This window comes from Nesterenkonia rhizosphaerae (assembly GCF_039544555.1).
GTDB lineage: Bacteria > Actinomycetota > Actinomycetes > Actinomycetales > Micrococcaceae > Nesterenkonia > Nesterenkonia rhizosphaerae.
Window position 1 is genome coordinate 1,497,404 of sequence record NZ_BAABLW010000007.1, and the last position, 16,437, is coordinate 1,513,840.

17 protein-coding genes and 1 tRNA gene are annotated in these 16,437 nt (G+C 61.3%); 8 read left to right on the top strand and 10 right to left on the bottom strand.

The window, feature by feature from the left end; genetic code table 11:
* Position 1: 1 nt before the first annotated feature.
* From ABEA23_RS12765 to ABEA23_RS12775, 3 genes are all read left to right on the top strand, one after another.
* On the top strand, positions 2–481 hold the full coding sequence (locus ABEA23_RS12765) for an anthrone oxygenase family protein (protein ID WP_345478388.1): 480 nt from the start codon (positions 2–4) through the stop codon (positions 479–481).
* 103 nt (positions 482–584) lie between these two features.
* Entirely contained in the window at positions 585–1,151 is a 567-nt protein-coding gene (locus ABEA23_RS12770) for a PH domain-containing protein (RefSeq protein ID WP_345478389.1), read from the top strand.
* Positions 1,148–2,791 carry a PH domain-containing protein gene (locus ABEA23_RS12775; protein WP_345478390.1) on the top strand — a complete coding sequence of 548 codons (1,644 nt, stop codon included), beginning with the start codon at positions 1,148–1,150 and terminating at the stop codon, positions 2,789–2,791. The genes ABEA23_RS12770 and ABEA23_RS12775 overlap by 4 nt, the downstream gene beginning before the upstream one ends.
* On the opposite strand, the gene ABEA23_RS12780 is transcribed toward ABEA23_RS12775, so the two are convergent.
* The 5 genes from ABEA23_RS12780 to map form a co-directional block, all read right to left on the bottom strand.
* Positions 2,788–3,534, bottom strand: a complete 747-nt coding sequence (locus ABEA23_RS12780) for a CPBP family intramembrane glutamic endopeptidase (RefSeq protein WP_345478391.1) — start codon at positions 3,532–3,534, stop codon at positions 2,788–2,790. The two genes, ABEA23_RS12775 and ABEA23_RS12780, sit on opposite strands and share 4 nt — an antisense overlap.
* A gap of 321 nt (positions 3,535–3,855) precedes the next feature.
* A tRNA-Val gene (locus tag ABEA23_RS12785) sits at positions 3,856–3,932 on the bottom strand.
* Positions 3,933–4,089: 157 nt separating this feature from the next.
* Positions 4,090–4,257 (bottom strand): hypothetical protein, encoded by a 168-nt coding sequence (locus ABEA23_RS12790; protein ID WP_345478392.1) that lies wholly within the window; start codon positions 4,255–4,257, stop codon positions 4,090–4,092.
* 200 nt (positions 4,258–4,457) lie between these two features.
* Positions 4,458–5,318, bottom strand: a complete 861-nt coding sequence (ppgK, locus tag ABEA23_RS12795) for a polyphosphate--glucose phosphotransferase (RefSeq protein ID WP_345478393.1) — start codon at positions 5,316–5,318, stop codon at positions 4,458–4,460.
* Positions 5,319–5,451: 133 nt separating this feature from the next.
* Positions 5,452–6,339, bottom strand: a complete 888-nt coding sequence (gene map / locus ABEA23_RS12800; RefSeq protein WP_345478394.1) for a type I methionyl aminopeptidase — start codon at positions 6,337–6,339, stop codon at positions 5,452–5,454.
* A gap of 71 nt (positions 6,340–6,410) precedes the next feature.
* Here map and ABEA23_RS12805 point away from each other — a divergent pair, with 71 nt between their 5' ends.
* Complete coding sequence (locus tag ABEA23_RS12805; protein ID WP_044494849.1) at positions 6,411–6,623, top strand: SPOR domain-containing protein; 213 nt, start codon at positions 6,411–6,413, stop codon at positions 6,621–6,623.
* A gap of 6 nt (positions 6,624–6,629) precedes the next feature.
* On the opposite strand, the gene panB is transcribed toward ABEA23_RS12805, so the two are convergent.
* The gene (panB, locus tag ABEA23_RS12810; RefSeq protein ID WP_044494848.1) at positions 6,630–7,481 is read right to left on the bottom strand and encodes a 3-methyl-2-oxobutanoate hydroxymethyltransferase; all 852 of its coding nucleotides are present in this window, start codon (positions 7,479–7,481) and stop codon (positions 6,630–6,632) included.
* 133 nt (positions 7,482–7,614) lie between these two features.
* Here panB and ABEA23_RS12815 point away from each other — a divergent pair, with 133 nt between their 5' ends.
* The 4 genes from ABEA23_RS12815 to ABEA23_RS12830 all read left to right on the top strand — a co-directional run bounded on the left by ABEA23_RS12815 (position 7,615) and on the right by ABEA23_RS12830 (position 12,966).
* Complete coding sequence (locus tag ABEA23_RS12815; protein WP_345478396.1) at positions 7,615–9,216, top strand: NAD-dependent epimerase/dehydratase family protein; 1,602 nt, start codon at positions 7,615–7,617, stop codon at positions 9,214–9,216.
* A gap of 191 nt (positions 9,217–9,407) precedes the next feature.
* Entirely contained in the window at positions 9,408–11,099 is a 1,692-nt protein-coding gene (locus ABEA23_RS12820; protein WP_345478397.1) for a catalase, read from the top strand.
* Positions 11,100–11,286: 187 nt separating this feature from the next.
* The gene (locus ABEA23_RS12825; RefSeq protein WP_345478398.1) at positions 11,287–12,510 is read left to right on the top strand and encodes a D-arabinono-1,4-lactone oxidase; all 1,224 of its coding nucleotides are present in this window, start codon (positions 11,287–11,289) and stop codon (positions 12,508–12,510) included.
* A gap of 3 nt (positions 12,511–12,513) precedes the next feature.
* On the top strand, positions 12,514–12,966 hold the full coding sequence (locus ABEA23_RS12830) for a sensory rhodopsin transducer (RefSeq protein WP_345478399.1): 453 nt from the start codon (positions 12,514–12,516) through the stop codon (positions 12,964–12,966).
* A 7-nt stretch (positions 12,967–12,973) separates the two neighbouring features.
* Here ABEA23_RS12830 and ABEA23_RS12835 read toward each other — a convergent pair whose 3' ends face one another.
* The 4 genes from ABEA23_RS12835 to ABEA23_RS12850 all read right to left on the bottom strand — a co-directional run bounded on the left by ABEA23_RS12835 (position 12,974) and on the right by ABEA23_RS12850 (position 16,413).
* Positions 12,974–13,816, bottom strand: coding sequence for an SDR family oxidoreductase (locus ABEA23_RS12835; protein WP_345478400.1), 843 nt, complete (start codon positions 13,814–13,816; stop codon positions 12,974–12,976).
* A 121-nt stretch (positions 13,817–13,937) separates the two neighbouring features.
* Positions 13,938–14,192, bottom strand: coding sequence for a DUF7218 family protein (locus ABEA23_RS12840; protein WP_345478401.1), 255 nt, complete (start codon positions 14,190–14,192; stop codon positions 13,938–13,940).
* 88 nt (positions 14,193–14,280) lie between these two features.
* Positions 14,281–15,171: an SDR family oxidoreductase gene (locus tag ABEA23_RS12845; RefSeq protein WP_345478402.1), complete on the bottom strand. Its 891-nt coding sequence runs from the start codon at positions 15,169–15,171 to the stop codon at positions 14,281–14,283.
* Between the two features lie 51 nt (positions 15,172–15,222).
* The gene (locus ABEA23_RS12850) at positions 15,223–16,413 is read right to left on the bottom strand and encodes an alcohol dehydrogenase catalytic domain-containing protein (RefSeq protein WP_345478403.1); all 1,191 of its coding nucleotides are present in this window, start codon (positions 16,411–16,413) and stop codon (positions 15,223–15,225) included.
* Positions 16,414–16,437: the final 24 nt, after the last annotated feature.

A 16,437-nucleotide genomic window follows, 5' to 3' on the forward strand; every position in this document is an offset into this window, starting at 1 on the left:
CGTGGACCCTATTGATGCGGCACTGGTAACGGCGACCATCGCCAACGGACTGCTGGCCGGAGTGTTCTTCGTCTTCAGCGTCGCCGTCAGCCCGGGATTCCGGAGAGTCGATGACCGCACCTATGTTCGCTCATTCCGGGCGATCAATGCGGCCATCCTCAACGGCATGTTCCTCACGGTGTTCATCGTCGCCCCGCTGGCTGCGGTCGTCAGCATCACACTGCAACTGTGGCACGGAGATCCAACGTCCCTGCCATGGATTGCAGCCGGGGCAGTCTGCTCGGTACTCAGCTTTGGCATCACGGCACTAGGGAATGTGCCGCTCAACCGTGAACTGGAAAGATCTCCTATCACCAGCGATCAGGACTGCCGAGCCGCACGCCGACGATTTGAGGGTCGCTGGAACCGATGGAACTTCGCCCGGACTCTCAGCAGCTCGGGTGCACTCATTCTGTTCGCCGTATCGCTGAGCCTCGGATGAGGTGAGGTGGCAAGGTCAGCGATGATGTGGTTCTGACCGTCACTGCCGCTTACATGACTTTCGGCACTTCTGACGCACCAGCGTCGGCTTCCAGACTGAAGCAGTGACTACTGACGCCCACACCATCTCTGCTGCAAGTGCCCATGAGAATGCCGGCACTGTGCCGAGCACTCCAGCCAGCTCCACACTCTCTCTGCGGTTGCCCGAGCACAAAGTTGAACGGCGAGCCGTCGGGTGGTGGGCTCTGCAGTCTTTTCTGCTATGCGCACCGGTTCTGGCTGCGACCATTGTGGCCTACGTATGGTGGGAAGCTGCCCGGTCGTGGCTGATCCTGGCCGTTATCGGCGCGGTGATGTTGCTCGTGGTCGGGGTCATCGTCGAACCGCTGTGGCGGTACCGGGTTCATCGGTGGGAGACCACCGCGGAAGCGGTGTATGCCAGGAGTGGTTGGCTGGTGCGTGAGTGGCGAGCGGCACCACTATCCCGTGTGCAGACCGTAGATGCGCTGCGCGGTCCCTTGGAACAACTGTTGGGGCTCTCCACACTGCGGGTGACCACAGCGTCCTCCTACGGTGCGATCGACATCGGCGGACTGGATCACCAGCGGGCCGCACGGCTGGCCCAGGACCTCACCGAGATCACTCAGCAGATCCCGGGGGATGCCACATGAGTGCCGTAGCCGAGCAGGCTGCAGGCCGCCAGGAAGTACCCAGCTCCGTGTCTACTACGACGGCGTGGCAGCGGCTGAGCGCCCGGATCATCTGGGCGGACTTGGCTATAAGTGTGTTGTCGGTTCTCCCGGCCGCAGCCGCCATCGTGTTCTTCGACGGCGATACCACCGGCGGTCAGCTCTGGCCACTGATCGGCCTGGCAGTCGTCGGCGTCGTGGGCGCGATATTCGATGTGATGAGGTGGACGTATACCCGCTTCAGAATCACCGAGACCTTTGTGGAACTGAAAACCGGCGTCATCTGGCGGCAACACCGCTCTATACAGCGCGACAGGATCCGCAGCGTGGACACCGCGGCAAAGCTGCGTCACCGATTGGCCCGGATGCGCGTGGTGAACATTGGGGCAGGCCAGCAGGCGGCAACTGGTGAATCGGCGCTGTCATTGGACGCCCTTAGTGCAGCTGATGCCCTGGCGCTGCAGAACGAGTTGCACAAGGATGCGGCACTGCCGGGGGACACCTCAGAGACCACCAGCGACGACGGTCACCAGAGTCCTGCTGCGCAGCATTGCAATGAGCCTGTGCGAGTCCTCGCCCGGTTCGAGCCCAGCTGGTTCATCTACAACATGTTCAATATCTGGGCCTATGTCCTGGCTCTAGGACTGGGATGGGGCTCACTCTGGTTGGTGAGCAGTGTCGGATTTGATCTCTACGGATTTCTAGCCCGACTGTTGGACTGGGAGTCGATTGGCCTGGCGGGTTCGGTGCTCATTGCAGTTGTTGGCGTCGGCGCATTTGGTGCGGTGGGGCTGGGCGTCCTCTACTTCACCGAGAACTGGAACCTGGAACTGGCTCGGGTCTCCGGCAGGGATGGCACCATGCTGCGGACCCGGAAGGGCCTCTTCACGAGGCGGGAGATCATCCGTGACGAAAGCAGGATCCGCGGGGCTCAAATCTCCCAGCCTGTTCTCTGGCGCTGGATGGGTGCCAGTGATACCAGTGTGATCACTACCGGGCTAGACCAGTGGGCGGCCTCTGATCCAGCGGCGATCATTCCACGCGGCCCGCGGAAACGGGCCCAAGCGGTGGCCGGTGCTGTACTCGGGGCCACCGAGAACCCTTTCGAGTTGGATCTCCACTCCCATCCGTGCCGTGCGCTGTGGCGCCGGTTGTGGTGGGCGACACTATTCGCCGTTGTCATCGGCGCGGCGCTCACGGTCCTGGCAGTCACCGGTGTTATCCCGTACCAGGCGATCTGGGGCGTATTGATTGTGTGGCCGCTGTGTCTGCTGGCAGCACTCGTCGCCTACCGGGCCTTGGGTCACAAGATTAACGAGAATTATGTGATCATGCGCTCGGGGTTGCTGAACCGGGCCACTACTGTCCTGGAACGGTCTGCGGTGAGCACCATTGTGATCCGGGAATCAGTACTGCAGAGGTGGCTGAAGCTGCGCACAGTGTCTGCGATGACTGCCGCCGGAGACGGCGGCTACGATGCCCCTGATATGGACCGACTGGACAGTCTTCAGTTCGCGCTTGAAGCTGCACCAGGTCTTCTTGACCCGTTCGTTGCTGCTAGTCATGGACTAGCTGATGAACACGGACTATCTGCGACGAAGGCTGGTGCTTCGCCCAGCTAGAGCTCCGGTTCAGGACGTGACCAGTTCACATGCTGGCGCTGACTCAGGAAAGCGGTCACTGTTGTTGCCAGGACGAAGGCGCTGGCGACGCCCGCCAGCAGCAACCCGTTCTCGTTGCTGGTGGTCATCCGGTCGCTGAGCAGACTCTGTGCCGTGACCTGGAATGCAAGGTGGAACCCGATCGGAGTCCATAGGCTTCCGGTCTGAATATGGAGTAGACCGAGCACCACCGCCACTGCGAAGAACATGATCCCGCGCTCGGTCAGGACGCCCCACCCTTCGGAAGCCACCCACAGGCCAGTACCGAAGGCGGTGAACAGCACAGCCTGTCCTAGCACGGCCACCCAGGGCGGCATCACCGTAGTCAGGTTCCGCTGGAGGTAGCCGCGGAATATCAGCTCTTCAGGCAGTGCTTCGAAGGTGAAAACGAGGACGATCAGCAGTGCCGCCCAACCCAGAATCGTGGTCCATGGGACCTGCGGCTGAAGGTCCACCCATCCAGTCGCCAGGGCAATGGTGAGGCCAAGGGCGGAGGGCACCACGAACGCTGCCACTCCGACGAGGAATGGCTGCCACGCTCTGCGCGGGCTTTGCAGACCGAGGTCGGCGAATGGACGGTGGTCCAGGTATCGGCGAGCTGCGATCAGCATCGGCACAGCCAGACCGCAGACCAGCAGCGCGTTCATGAATCGTGTGGAGATGGTGAGCTCGTCGTCGCCGAAAGTGCTGCTGGCCCATCTCATCAAGGTCCAGATCGTGACTGTGCCGGCGAAGACAATGAGTATACGTATCGTGAGAGGCGGTTGACGGAAGCTGTCCGTTGTCATCGGTTCCTGCTCCAGAGTGTCGGGTGTCTCTCACCCTAGGGCCCGCATTATCGAGGGCAACAGTGCCGTGAGTCATGGGTGACTTTCAGAGCACATCCAGAGGCCCCGCCGAGCTAGTGGCTCAGGGCCTGGTCACCGGTCCATGTAATTGCGGCAAACTCCACGGCATGTCAGGCACCAGAGGAATGGTCTGCCACCAATGGGGGGGGGAGATCAGAATCTACTTCCCTATCATTCTGGTGGGCCGAGAGGGACTCGAACCCCCGACACCTGCGGTGTAAACGCAGTGCTCTAACCAACTGAGCTATCGGCCCATGCGCCCATCTGCTGGGCACGAGAATCTATTGTACTGTCTTTCCGGCAGTGCTGTGGACACGCTGGTCGAACAGCCCAGAACGTGTACAAACAAAAGCGCCACGCCGCCGGTGCAGTGTCCGGAGCGGCGAGGCGCATGTGTGCTGCTGAGCTGTCTTAGCGAGTCACAGCCATGACGTCGCGTGCTGGCTGGCTGCGGAAGGGGAGGTCGTGGGGTCCGACCTCGAAGTCGCGGCGCTCGGAGGCGCTGAGCATCTGCAGGATGCGGTGATGCGGGGCTTTGTCGACTCCGGTCTTGAAGAGCTTCTGCTTGAGAGCGTTCATTCGGCCTCGTCCTTTCTGTATCCATTCTTTGGTGTCGGTGAGTTCAAGAGAAGCCTTTCATGAAACATTCCTGTAACACCGCGTTTACATGGATTTTGTGCTGAAGATCACGGGATATCGGGAGAAAGTTTCCGAGACACGAATCAGCGCCTTCATCTTCCACGACGCTGGAAGACGAAGGCGCTGATTCGTTGCAAGTTCTAGGCCGCGCGCACCTCAGCCAGTCGCGCCTGTTCCGCGGCGTAGAGCGCAGCGCCGACAATGCCAGCGTTATTCACCAAGACGGCGGGAACCACCTCTGCGCGCAATCCGGTGACATAGGGGAGGAAATCCTCGCTTCGCTTGGAGACGCCGCCACCAATGATGAACTGTCCCACGGGCTGAATGCGCTCTACATGCTTCAGATACCGACGCAGCGTCTCGCCATATTCATCCCAGGGCTGGTCCGCGCGTTCGCGTGCCGAGGCGGAAACTTTGGTCTCTGCGACGACGCCCTCGAATTCCAGGTGGCCCAACTCTGAATTCGGCACCAGGACGCCGTCGTGCACCAACGCGCTGCCTACGCCTGTTCCCAGCGTCACCATCATTACGGTGCCGGCCCTGCCAGCACCTGCACCATAGCGGGCCTCCGCCAGACCAGCCGCATCAGCATCATTCAGAGTGGCCACACGTCCAGGCAGGTGCTGGAGCAGCTTTGTCGTGTCGCAGTCGAGCCATGATTCGTCGATATTTGCCGCGGTCAGCACCACATTGTCAATGACAATGGCGGGGAAGGTGACACCTACCACCAGGTCTGTCCGCGACGGCGCCTTCTCGCGCCCCAACAACTCCTCAAGGATCTGACCGATCACCTCGGCCACCGCCTCAGGGGTTGCCGGTTTCGGGGTGGGGATGCGGAACCGATCTCCTATCAGAGTGCCCTTGCGCAGATTGACGATGCCACCTTTGATCCCGGTGCCGCCGACATCGATGCCAATGGCCCGTTTGGGCAGGTCCGGCAGCGTCGCGCTGGCCGGGCCGAGAGATTCAGTGGCAGGGGCCTTCTTATCTGGCTTGGTCATAGTTCTCCACGAGCATTGATAGAACAAGGGAATGCAGGAAAGGGCGCGACGCTGCGCCAGTGCGGATACAGACTATCGTGCTTGAGTGTGTCCAGGGGCACAGCGGCCCGTCACGACGACGCCGGTGGCCCGGCTAGGACTGGCTGGGGAGCGTAAGAATCTCGGCTCCGTCGTCGGTGATGACCACTGTGTGCTCAAACTGAGCGGTCCGCTTACGGTCTCGGGTGACTGCAGTCCATCCGTCTTCCCACATATCCCAGTGGCGGGTGCCCAGTGTCAGCATCGGCTCAACGGTGAACACCATGCCGGGTTCGATGAGCTGGGAGTATTCCGGCGCCGCGTCATAATGCGGAATCACCAATCCCGTGTGGAATGCCGGACCCACCCCGTGGCCGATGAACTCGTGCACTGTGCCGTAGCCGAAGCGGCGGGCGTACACTTCGATGGCCCGGCCGATGACATTGATGGGGCGTCCCGGCTTAGCCGCGCGGATTCCACGCATCATGGCTTCATGAGTGCGCTCCACCAGAAGACGAGATTCTTCGTCGACGTCGCCGACGAGGAAGGTGACGTTGTGATCGCCGTGAACTCCATCAAGGTAAGCGGTGATGTCCAGGTTGACGATGTCCCCGTCGTTGAGAACTGTGGAGTCGGGGATGCCATGGCATACCACCTCATTCACCGAGGTGCAGATGGCTTTGGGGAAGCCCTTATAGTTCAGGCACGACGGATAGGCGCCGCGGTCAATGAGGTACTGATGGGCGAAAGCATCCAGTTCATCTGTCGTCACACCGGGCTTAACGAGCTCACCGGTGGCGACCATGGCATCTGCGGCCAGCTGAGCGGCCTTGCGAATCTTGTTGATGGTCTCTGCGTCAAAGGCATCAGGCCCGGTATAGCGCGGCGGCTCCGCCAGCCCCACATAATTCGGCTTGGCGATTGAAGCCGGCACGGCACGCTCGGGGGAGACGGTGCCTTTGGTCAGAGTGCCTACGGGAGCAGTCGAAAGTGCAGAAGCCATGGCTGCCATCCTATCGCCGCAAGCACGTGGGAAGACAGCCTGGACAGTGGGGGCCGGCGTAGGCTGGGTACATGACTGATTACTGGTACAACCTGCGAAGCGGTGAAGTCGAAGAAGGCGCTCAGTCCAGTTGGAAGCACCTCCTGGGCCCCTATGCCACTCGGGAGGAAGCCCTGAAGGCCATGGAGAAAGTCCAGGCCAATAACGAGCGCTGGGATGAGGACGAGGCGGAGGAGGATTCTCTGCTCGACAGTTTCACCGCAGAGGACGACGACGCCCGCTGAGCCCGCCTACTCGAAGGTGTGCTCAGCGGCAGGGAAGGTGCCGGCAGTGACATCGGCGCGGTATGCCGTGACCGCTTCAGTGATGACCTCGCGCAGATTCGCGTACTGCTTGACGAACCGTGGCACCCGACCGCTGCCCAGGCCCAGCATGTCCTGCCAGACCAGCACCTGTCCGGTAGTCGCAGCACCGGCCCCGATTCCGATAGTGGGGATGGTCAGTTCGGACTCCAGCTGCGCGGCGATCTCAGCGGGGACCATCTCCATGACTACACCGAAAGCCCCTGCTTCCTCGACCGCCAGTGCATCAGCACGCAGGGCTTCAGCAGCCTCCCCGCGGCCCTGCACTCGGTAACCGCCGATGGCGTGTTCGGACTGCGGAGTGAATCCCACATGTGCCATCACCGGTACACCGGCTGCTACCACAGCGCGGATATGCTCAGCCCTGGCTGCCCCGCCTTCCAGCTTTACCGCCTGGGCTCCGGTTTCCTTCAGTACACGTACGGAGGTTTCTACTGCCTGCTGCGGCGAGACCTCGTAGGAGCCGAAGGGAAGGTCCACTACTACCAGGGCCCGAGTGGCACCGTTGACTACGGATTTGGCGAAGACGAGCATCTCTTCCACGGTGATGGGCAGTGTGGTGCTGCGGCCCATCACCACATTTGCCGCAGAGTCTCCCACTAAAAGGACCTCCACACCGGCTGCGTCAAAGAGCTGCGCAGTCATCGCATCATAGGAGGTCAGCATGCTGAACTTCTGGCCAGCATCCTTGAACTGCTTCAGGTGAACTGTGCGCATTCGTTTGGGGTTCACAGCCGCAGTCTGCGCGGCACCATAGGGATTCTGCTCCTCATTCGACATGGCAACCACCCTAGCGCGACACGAGCACGTAATCGCTGAGAAATCGGGCTGGCCCTGAGCGTATGTCCAGGTGAGCATGGTCACCTAAGGACTACGAGCCGCGCCGCCATAAGAGCAATAGGAGCTGGTAGAGATGCGCATTGCCGTCGTAGGGGCCACAGGAAACACCGGAACCGCACTGCTTGAGGAACTGCATTCGCGTCCCGAGGTCAGTTCGGTGCTGGGTATTGCTCGGCGCCTCCCGGAGCTCGACGCGACACCTTACGCTTACGCGGACTGGAAGACGGCCGACATCCAGTTCGCGGACTCGGTGCAGAATCTCGCCGAGCACTTTGCTGACGTGGACGCCGTGATCCATCTGGCATGGCTCATCCAGCCCAATTCAAAACGTGAGCTGCTGCGTCGGGTCAATGTCGAGGGAACCCGACATGTTCTGCAGGCCGCCGCGACGGCGGGGGTCAAGCACATTGCAGTGGCCTCGTCTGTGGGCGCTTACTCCCCGGTGGAAGACGACGAGCCACGGACCGAGGACTGGCCCACAGAGGGCATACCCACCTCGCATTACAGCGTGGACAAGGCGGCCCAAGAACGCGTCTGCGATGAATTCGAGACTGCGCATCCGGAAATCACGCTGGCGCGCATCAGACCCGGACTGATCTTTCAGGGCCGTGCGGGGGCCGAGATCCAGCGCTACTTCGCCGGACGCTGGGCCCCGGTGCAGATTCTGAAGACCCTGCGACCGCCAATGGTGCCTATGCCCGCAGGAGTCCGCTCTCAGGCAGTCCATGCTCGTGACGTCGCCTCCGCTTATGCAGAAGCTGTACTGCGTGGTGCACACGGTGGTTTCAATATCTGCGCCGATGACCTTCTCGACGGGGAAACCATCGCCAAAGTCGTCGCACACAGAGATAAAACTCGGGCCAGTATCGCGCTGCCCGCTGCACCGTTGCGGTCACTGGTCAAGGCGGCTCACCGAATGCACCTGCTGCCCATGGATGAAGGCTGGCTAGACATGGCAACAAGGGTGCCCATCATGGATAACTCCAGAGCCAAAGCTGAGCTCGGGTGGCAGCCCACTATGTCCGCGGCCCAAGCCCTGGATGACCTCATTGAGGGCCTGGGGGAGGGCAGCGGTGAATCCTCGATCCCCATGCGCCCGCGGACTACCGATGCCACGCAGAAGTATCCCCTACCTGCAGCGGACCACCTGATGGAGGACGACGACGTCGACGTGACGCTGCTGCGTCAATACATGGCGGATCACCTTTCCGGTGCCACGGCTGGACTGCAGCGTATCCGCGCGATGGCAGATGATTTCATCGATACTCCCGTCTATGCACGGCTGTCTGAAGTCGCAGTGGCGATCGGGGATGAGCATGATTTCCTCGCTGAGCTGATGAAGCGTCAGGGTTTTCCTCGGCCGGGACTACAGGCACCGCTGCTCTGGGTGGGGGAGCGAGTGTCTCGCCTGAAGCCGTACGGGCGGCCACCTTTCACACGGTCGCCTTCGGCCATGGTGCTGGAGGCCGAACTCATGATGGGCGCGGTGACTGCCAAGAAACACGGATGGACAGTGCTGCGGTGCTTCACCGACGCGTTGGGCGTACCGCCGGAGGTGTTTGATGAACTCAGTGCAGCGGCCGATCATCAGCGTGACGCCCTTGAACAGGTCCACCGCTATGCACGTGAGCGCGCATTCCGCACCGACCGCGAGACATTCGTCCCGGGGAACTAGTACTCCCGGCTGGATGCGAGGTGACTGTCAGGAAACTCTCAGAAATTGAAGCGACCAGGTTGTTCTGAATTACTAGTAATAAGGCCTAGACTGGAGGTGTCCACTCATACCGTGCGGCCTCTTCAGGCGAGGGGAGCGGTGGCGTCGCACCGGCGCTGCTGTAGTTGACCGCACAGCGAAAAAGGAGAGACATGGCAGATAACGACCAGATTCTCACGACGCGACAGGGCCACCCTGTCCAGTACAACCAGAACATGCGGACCATCGGTTCCCGTGGCCCCGCAACCCTGGAGAACTATCACTTCCTGGAGAAGATCTCCCACTTCGACCGCGAGCGCATCCCGGAGCGAGTGGTGCACGCGCGCGGCTTCGTCGCCTACGGTGAGTTCGAGGCCACGGGCAAGATCGGTGATGAGCCGGCGTCGAAGTACACTCGCGCCAAGCTGTTCCAGGAGCCGGGTAAGAAGACCGAGCTGGCCATTCGCTTCTCCACAGTGATCGGTGGTCGCGACTCCTCCGAGGCTGCACGAGATCCCCGTGGCTTCGCCGTGAAGTTCTACACCGAGGACGGCAACTGGGACCTGGTGGGCAATAACCTCGCGGTCTTCTTCATCCGTGATGCCATCAAGTTCCCCGATGTTATCCATTCGCTGAAGCCGGATCCGGTCTCCTTCCGCCAGGAGCCCGCCCGCATCCTGGACTTCATGAGCCAGACCCCCGAGTCCATGCACATGCTGACGCACCTCTTCAGCCCGCGCGGCATTCCCGCGACCTACCGCCACATGGAGGGCTTCGGCGTCAACACCTACAAGATGGTCAACGCCGAAGGCGAGACCGTCCTGGTGAAGTACCACTTCCACCCGCGTGCCGGCGTGGCATCGCTCTCCAGTGACGAGGCCGCCAAGGTGCAGGGCCAGGACACCGGTCATGCCACCCGCGACCTCTTCGACGCCATTGAGCGCGGCGAGTACCCGCAGTGGGACATGTACGTGCAGATCATGGAAGACACTGATCACCCGGAGCTGGACTGGGATCCGCTGGATGACACCAAGATCTGGCCCGAGGACCAGTTCCCGCTGCGCCACGTGGGCACAATGACGCTGAACCGCAACGTGGAGGACCACCACAACGAGAACGAGCAGATCGCCATGGGCACCGGTGTGCTGGTGGACGGCCTGGACTTCTCCGACGACAAGATGCTGGTGGGACGAACCTTCTCCTACTCAGACACCCAGCGCTACCGCGTGGGCCCCAACTACCTGCAGCTGCCGGTGAACTCGCCCAAGGGCGTCAAGGGACGCGTGCACACCAATCAGCGCGGCGGGCAGATGAGCTACGGCGTGGACCTGGCACCGGGCCAGAACCCGCACGTGAACTACGAGCCTTCGGTCACCGGCGGTCTCGTCGAAGCGGAGAAGAAGCCGAATAACCCACCTGCGGTCAACGGCACCCTGGCTTCCTCCAATCTCGAGCGCACCAACGATTACCTGCAGGCCCGTGCTCGTTACTCCACCATGAACCAGTGGGAGCGCGACGAGCTGGTCAAGGAGCTCGGTGGCATGATCCAGCAGGCAGCACCTCAGGTTCAGGAGCGCTTCTTGTGGCACCTGTTCATGGTCCACGACGAGTACGGCGCCCGTGTGGGTGAGTACATCAACAAGACCGCTGAGGATGTGAAGCACCTGCAGCCGCTGCCCACTCAGAATTTCACTGAGGATGAGAAGAAGCGTCTGGAGAACCTCGGCAATAACGGTGACACCATCGATCCCACCGTATGGGGCACCTGGACCTCCTCCGTGGTGAACCACCAGGTGACAGCCGAGCAGGTGCTCGAAGGATTGGGCGACCTCGAGTACACCCGCGAGGATGCGCCAGCCAACTAAGGCTCTTGCCGTCCAGGGCTGAGGACAATCAGCCCAGGTCAGTAAGACACTGCGCCACGGCGCCAGAGAACGGTCTCATGGGACTGTCTCTGGCGCCGTCGTCGTATAGGGGCAGTATCTAGCGAATGTCCAGGTCAGGTGGGAAGACTGACATGCGGAAACGCACGCGACCATCAGGGGTACCGACATGGCTGAGACGTTCACCAACTGGTCTGGCAGCATCTCCTTCACACCCGCCCGGCGAACAGCGCCTTCCAGTGCTGAGGAAGTCGCGGAGCTCGTAACCGCGGCCCGAGGACGCGGTGGCACCGTGAGGCCTGTGGGCTCAGGACATTCATCAGTTCCCATCTTCAATACCAATGACACCCTGGTCTCTCTGGAGAACCTCGCCGGCGTGATCGAGGCCGACTCTCAGAGTCAGCAGGCAAGAGTTCTGCCGGGAACAGGATTAAGTGACTTGGGAGGTCAGCTCGCCGAACACGGGTTGGCTATGGAGAACCTCGGCGACGTCGACTACCAGGCCATTGCCGGTGCCATCGGGACGGGAACTCACGGCTCCGGAGTTCGGCTCGGCAACCTATCCTCCACCATGATCGGCGGCCGTCTGATCAACGGGTTGGGCGAGGAGGTTCCCTTCGGCGTCGACGCGGGGGAGGGCGAAGATCATGATCTCTTGCGTGCAGCTCAAGTGTCCCTGGGGTCACTGGGTATTTTCACCTCCCTGACCCTGCGCCTGGAAGAGGCCTATGAGCTTCACCGGCAGAACTACATCACGCATATTGACTGGGTTCTGGAGAACTTCGCCGAACTGATCGAGGTGAACCGCAGTGTCGACTTCTACTGGTATCCGCGCAGTGACCTCGCGCAGGTACGCATGCTGAACAAACCAGGCGAAGAGCCTGATCTTCAACCTGAGGGTGAACTGAAGAAGGACGAGACCGGGCCGAACTACGAGATCATCCCCAATGATCGAGCCCTGCACTTCGAAGAAATGGAATACATGCTTCCACTGGATACCCAGCTGGAAGCCTTCAAGCAGGTGAGAGAACGCGTCAAAGCCAAACACCGCGCCACTGTGGGTTGGCGTGTGCTGGTGCGGACTATCGCTGCCGATCATGGCTTGATCTCCAACGCGGAGACTGTTTACCGCCAGGGCGCACCAACAATGACCATCGCTCTGCTGCAGAACAACACGCTGCCCTATAAGGCCTACTTTGATGATCTCGAACCGCTCTTCCGTGAGTTCGATGGCCGGCCGCACTGGGGCAAGAAGCACACCCTGGAAGCCGCTGAGTTGGCTCCGCTGTACCCAGGGTGGGAGCGATTCCAGCAGATCCGGCAGGACATGGACCCAGAGGGCGTCTTCTTGAACGACTACTTGCGTGAACTATTCGTTGAGACAGGGGAGTAGCCGATGGCGCTGAAAGATTCGCTCAGTCAGTTGAAGGACACCGTCTCCGACACAGTCAGGGATAAGACTTCGGCAGTAAGGGGCGCGGACCTGGGGAGAAAGCAGTGGGTCTTCTCTGCGGGATTTGCGCCGAGTCAGAGCACAGGGGCCGAACCGGAGTTCACCTCACGTAATACGCTCTGTTTGCTCAATACTTCCGCCGCCCCGGTCTGTGTAAGCGTCACCGTGTTCCACGCTGATCGTGAACCGGTGGGACCCTACGAGATCCTTGTGGAACCCCAGAGGGTCAAACACCAACGGATCAATGACCTGATCGAACCTGAAGCGGTGCCGTTGGACGCGCCCTACGGGCTGGTACTCGATGCCGATGGACCGGTGGTAGCGCAGCTGCTCTACCTCGACTCCCGTGGCGGCAATCTCGCGGTCTCGCACCTGAACCCTGTCCCGCTGGACTGAGTGCTGTCTATGAGGGCGGCACCAACACCTGCAGGTAGCCTTCGCGGTAGGTGGGGTACTTCAGACCCTTGGGTTCCATCAGGTGATGCATCATGCGGGCATCGATCCTCTTTCCGTGAGGGCTGCCGCTGCCGCTATCAGGCGGTGAGGGTACGCCCAGCTGCGCGGCGATGAAGCTGAGCACCTCTCCGAGGGGCACCGGCGCTTTGTCCACAGCGTGCAGCAGGGGTATCGGCTGCGGCTGACGCAGTAGCTGCACTATCACCGCCGCAAGATCATCACGGTGAATGCGGTTGGTGATAAGTCCGTGGTCTACGGGTTCGCCGCTGCGGACCTTATGTATCAGCCGTGTGCGACCCGGCCCGTAGATTCCGGCGGGTCTGAGCACTGTGAGGTTAGGGAACAGCTCTCGTGCGAGGTTTTCGGCGTCGAGCAGCACCCGGGCCGTGGCACGTTCCGGTTGCGGAACGGTTTCCTCTGTGACGCACTGCCCGGCCAAGGTTCCCAGCACGCTGGTGGAGGAGACATAAATGACTCGTATGCCACGATGGGGGAGCGCGGCAGCAAGCCCCTTGAGCCCTTGTCTATAGGTGCGTTCATATCCGGCTGCGTCAGAAGTGTCAGAGGTGAGCGCCACGACGACGGCGTCGACCTCCGGCAGTGCCTCACCGTCGGGAGCGCTGAGATCCCGGCTCATGACCGGGAACGGTACATCAGTGGCTGCGGCACGACGACGCAGCCCGGTCACCTCGATACCCCCAGCATGCAGAAGCGCACCTACCTTGGAGCCGAGATCGCCGCATCCGGCAAGCAGGACCCGAGCCGGTAGTGCGGGAGAGGAGCTGTGCATCGTGGCCTCTTTTCACAAGGGGGCAGGGAGTTCAGCCTAACTCTCGGAAGCGTTCCGCCCCACACACAGCTGTGCCGCCAGGGAAACGCCCCGACGGCACAGCTGTGTGTAGCAGATAAGTTCAGTGATGACGCAGAGCGTCGATGAGCTCACCCTTATTCATCTGCGAGTACCCTTCGATACCGAGTTCCTTCGCGCGGTCTTGAAGCTCATCCACCGTGCGATCCTCGTAGTTCTCTGCGCTACCACCCTTCTCGCCCTGCTTCTGCCGCCCCTCATTGGCTGCAGAGTTAGCGATCCGAGCGGCCTTCTCCTTGGAGTTGCCTTCCTCGCGCAGCTTCTCGTAGAGCTCCTCGTCCTTCACCGAGTTAGCCATGGAGTCTCCTTCATTCAACGTTGCTGAGAACGTGTGTGCCAGATCGTGCCGCCGGGCTCGCCCGCCTGGGCGCGCCGTCGGGACTCACTCAGAAGGGCTTACCGCCGGTCACGGGAATGACCGCGCCAGAGGTGTAGGAAGCTTCCTCACTGGCCAGGTACACGTAGGCTCCGGCAAGCTCGGCGGGCTGGCCCGGACGTTCCAGGGGAGTGTCGGTGCCAAACTCCTTGACTTTGTCCTCCGGGAACCCAGTGGCCGGAATCAGCGGAGTCCAGATGGGACCGGGCGCCACCGCATTGACGCGGATTCCCTTCGGTCCCAGTTCCTGGGCCAGAGCCTCGGTGAATGCCTTCTGCGCAGCCTTGGTCATGGCATAGTCAAACAGGGCAGCTGAGGGATTTTCAGCCTGGACCGAGCTGGTGGTGATGATGGAGGACCCGGGTTGCAGGTGCGGCACGGCCTCGCGGGCTATAGCGATATGGGACACCAAGTTGGTATCGAAGACTTTCTTCACCTCATCGATGTCCACCTCGGCGATGCCTTCACGGGCCTTCTGGTAGGCGGCGTTGAGGATCACTACATCCAGTCCGCCGAGATCCTCGAGTGTGCTGCTCACGATGCGCTCTGCCGCACCAGCCTCGCGCAGGTCCTGAGGGTAGATGGCCACCTTGCGGCCGGCCTCGCGGACTAGCTCCGCTGTGGCCTGGGCATCCTCTTCCTCCTCAGGCAGATACACAATGGCGAGATCGGAACCTTCGCGGGCAAAGGCAATCGCCACTGCGCGCCCGATACCGGAGTCACCACCGGTGATGAGAGTCTTCTTGCCCTCAAGCCGGCCATGGCCCACATAGGATTCCTCGCCGTGATCGGGGGAGGGGCTTGTCTCGTCGGTGAGGCCGGGCTGCCCCAGATCCTCATGGGCAGGGTAGTCGTCGTTCTTGTACTTGTCGCGGGGATCCTGGGTGGTTTCGGTCGTCATCGTGTTCTCCTTCTTCCTCAGGGATGAGTTGCGTCGACGAGTGGGTATACCTCAGGCCAGCTGCGGATCAAAGACCACCTTGATGCAGCCGTCCTGTTTCTTCTGGAACATCTCGTAGGCCTCAGGAGCCTGACTCAGTGGCAGATGGTGAGTGACAAAATCGTCAATGCCCAGTGGGTCTGCGGCATCTTCCACAAGCGGCAAGATGTCATCCACCCAGCGCTTGACGTTGGCCTGACCCATCGTGACGTTGATCTGCTTATCGAAGAGGGTCAGCATCGGCAGGGGAGAGGCCTGGCCGCCGTACACTCCGCTGAGCGACACGGTCCCACCACGACGGACCAACTCGATGGCGGCGTACAAAGCGGCCAAGCGGTCCATGGAGAGATTCTCCATCATTGGCTGGCTGATCTTCTCCGGCAGGAACTGCGCGGTCAGCTGAGCAAATTTTCCGAGAGCTGACTGCGCGTCCCCATGAGCTTCCATGCCCACGGCATCAATGACCGCGTCGGGGCCACGGCCGTCTGTGGCCTCGCGAATGGCCGTCAGGGACTCCTCGCCGGGTTCGTGCACGATGATGCCGTGGCGGGCAGCCATCGCCCGGCGGTCTGCCTCGGGCTCGATGGCGAAGACGGTCATTCCCAGATGCTTGGCAATACGCGCTGCGAACTGACCGATCGGGCCCAGCCCCATCACCGCAACGGAATCCCCGGGTTCGACCTGCGCATAGGCCACCGCCTGCCAAGCGGTGGGAAGCACGTCAGAGAGGAATAGGTACCGGTGGTCAGGCAATTCGTCGCCGACTTTGATCGGTCCGTAGTCAGCATGGGGCACACGAAGAAATTGTGCCTGTCCGCCGGGCACTGCGCCGTAAAGCTGCGAGTAGCCGAAGAGCTTGGCTCCCATGCCCTGCTCAGTCACTTGGGTCGTTTCGCACTGAGTCTGCAAACCCTTGCGGCAGTAGTAGCACTTACCGCAAGCAATCTGGAAAGGGATCACCACGCGGTCTCCGACGTTGAGGTTTGACTCCGCACCTGCCTCGACAACACGGCCCATCGGTTCATGGCCGACAATATCGCCCGGGGTCATAAACGGCCCCAACACTTCATAGAGGTGGAGGTCCGAACCGCAGAGGGCCGTTGACGTCACCTCAATAATCGCGTCATTGGGCTGCTGCAGCGTGGGATCCGGAACGTTCTCCACAGATACCTTGCGGGTGCCCTGCCAGGTGACAGCTTTCACGTCAGCTTCCTCCTACGGTCGGCG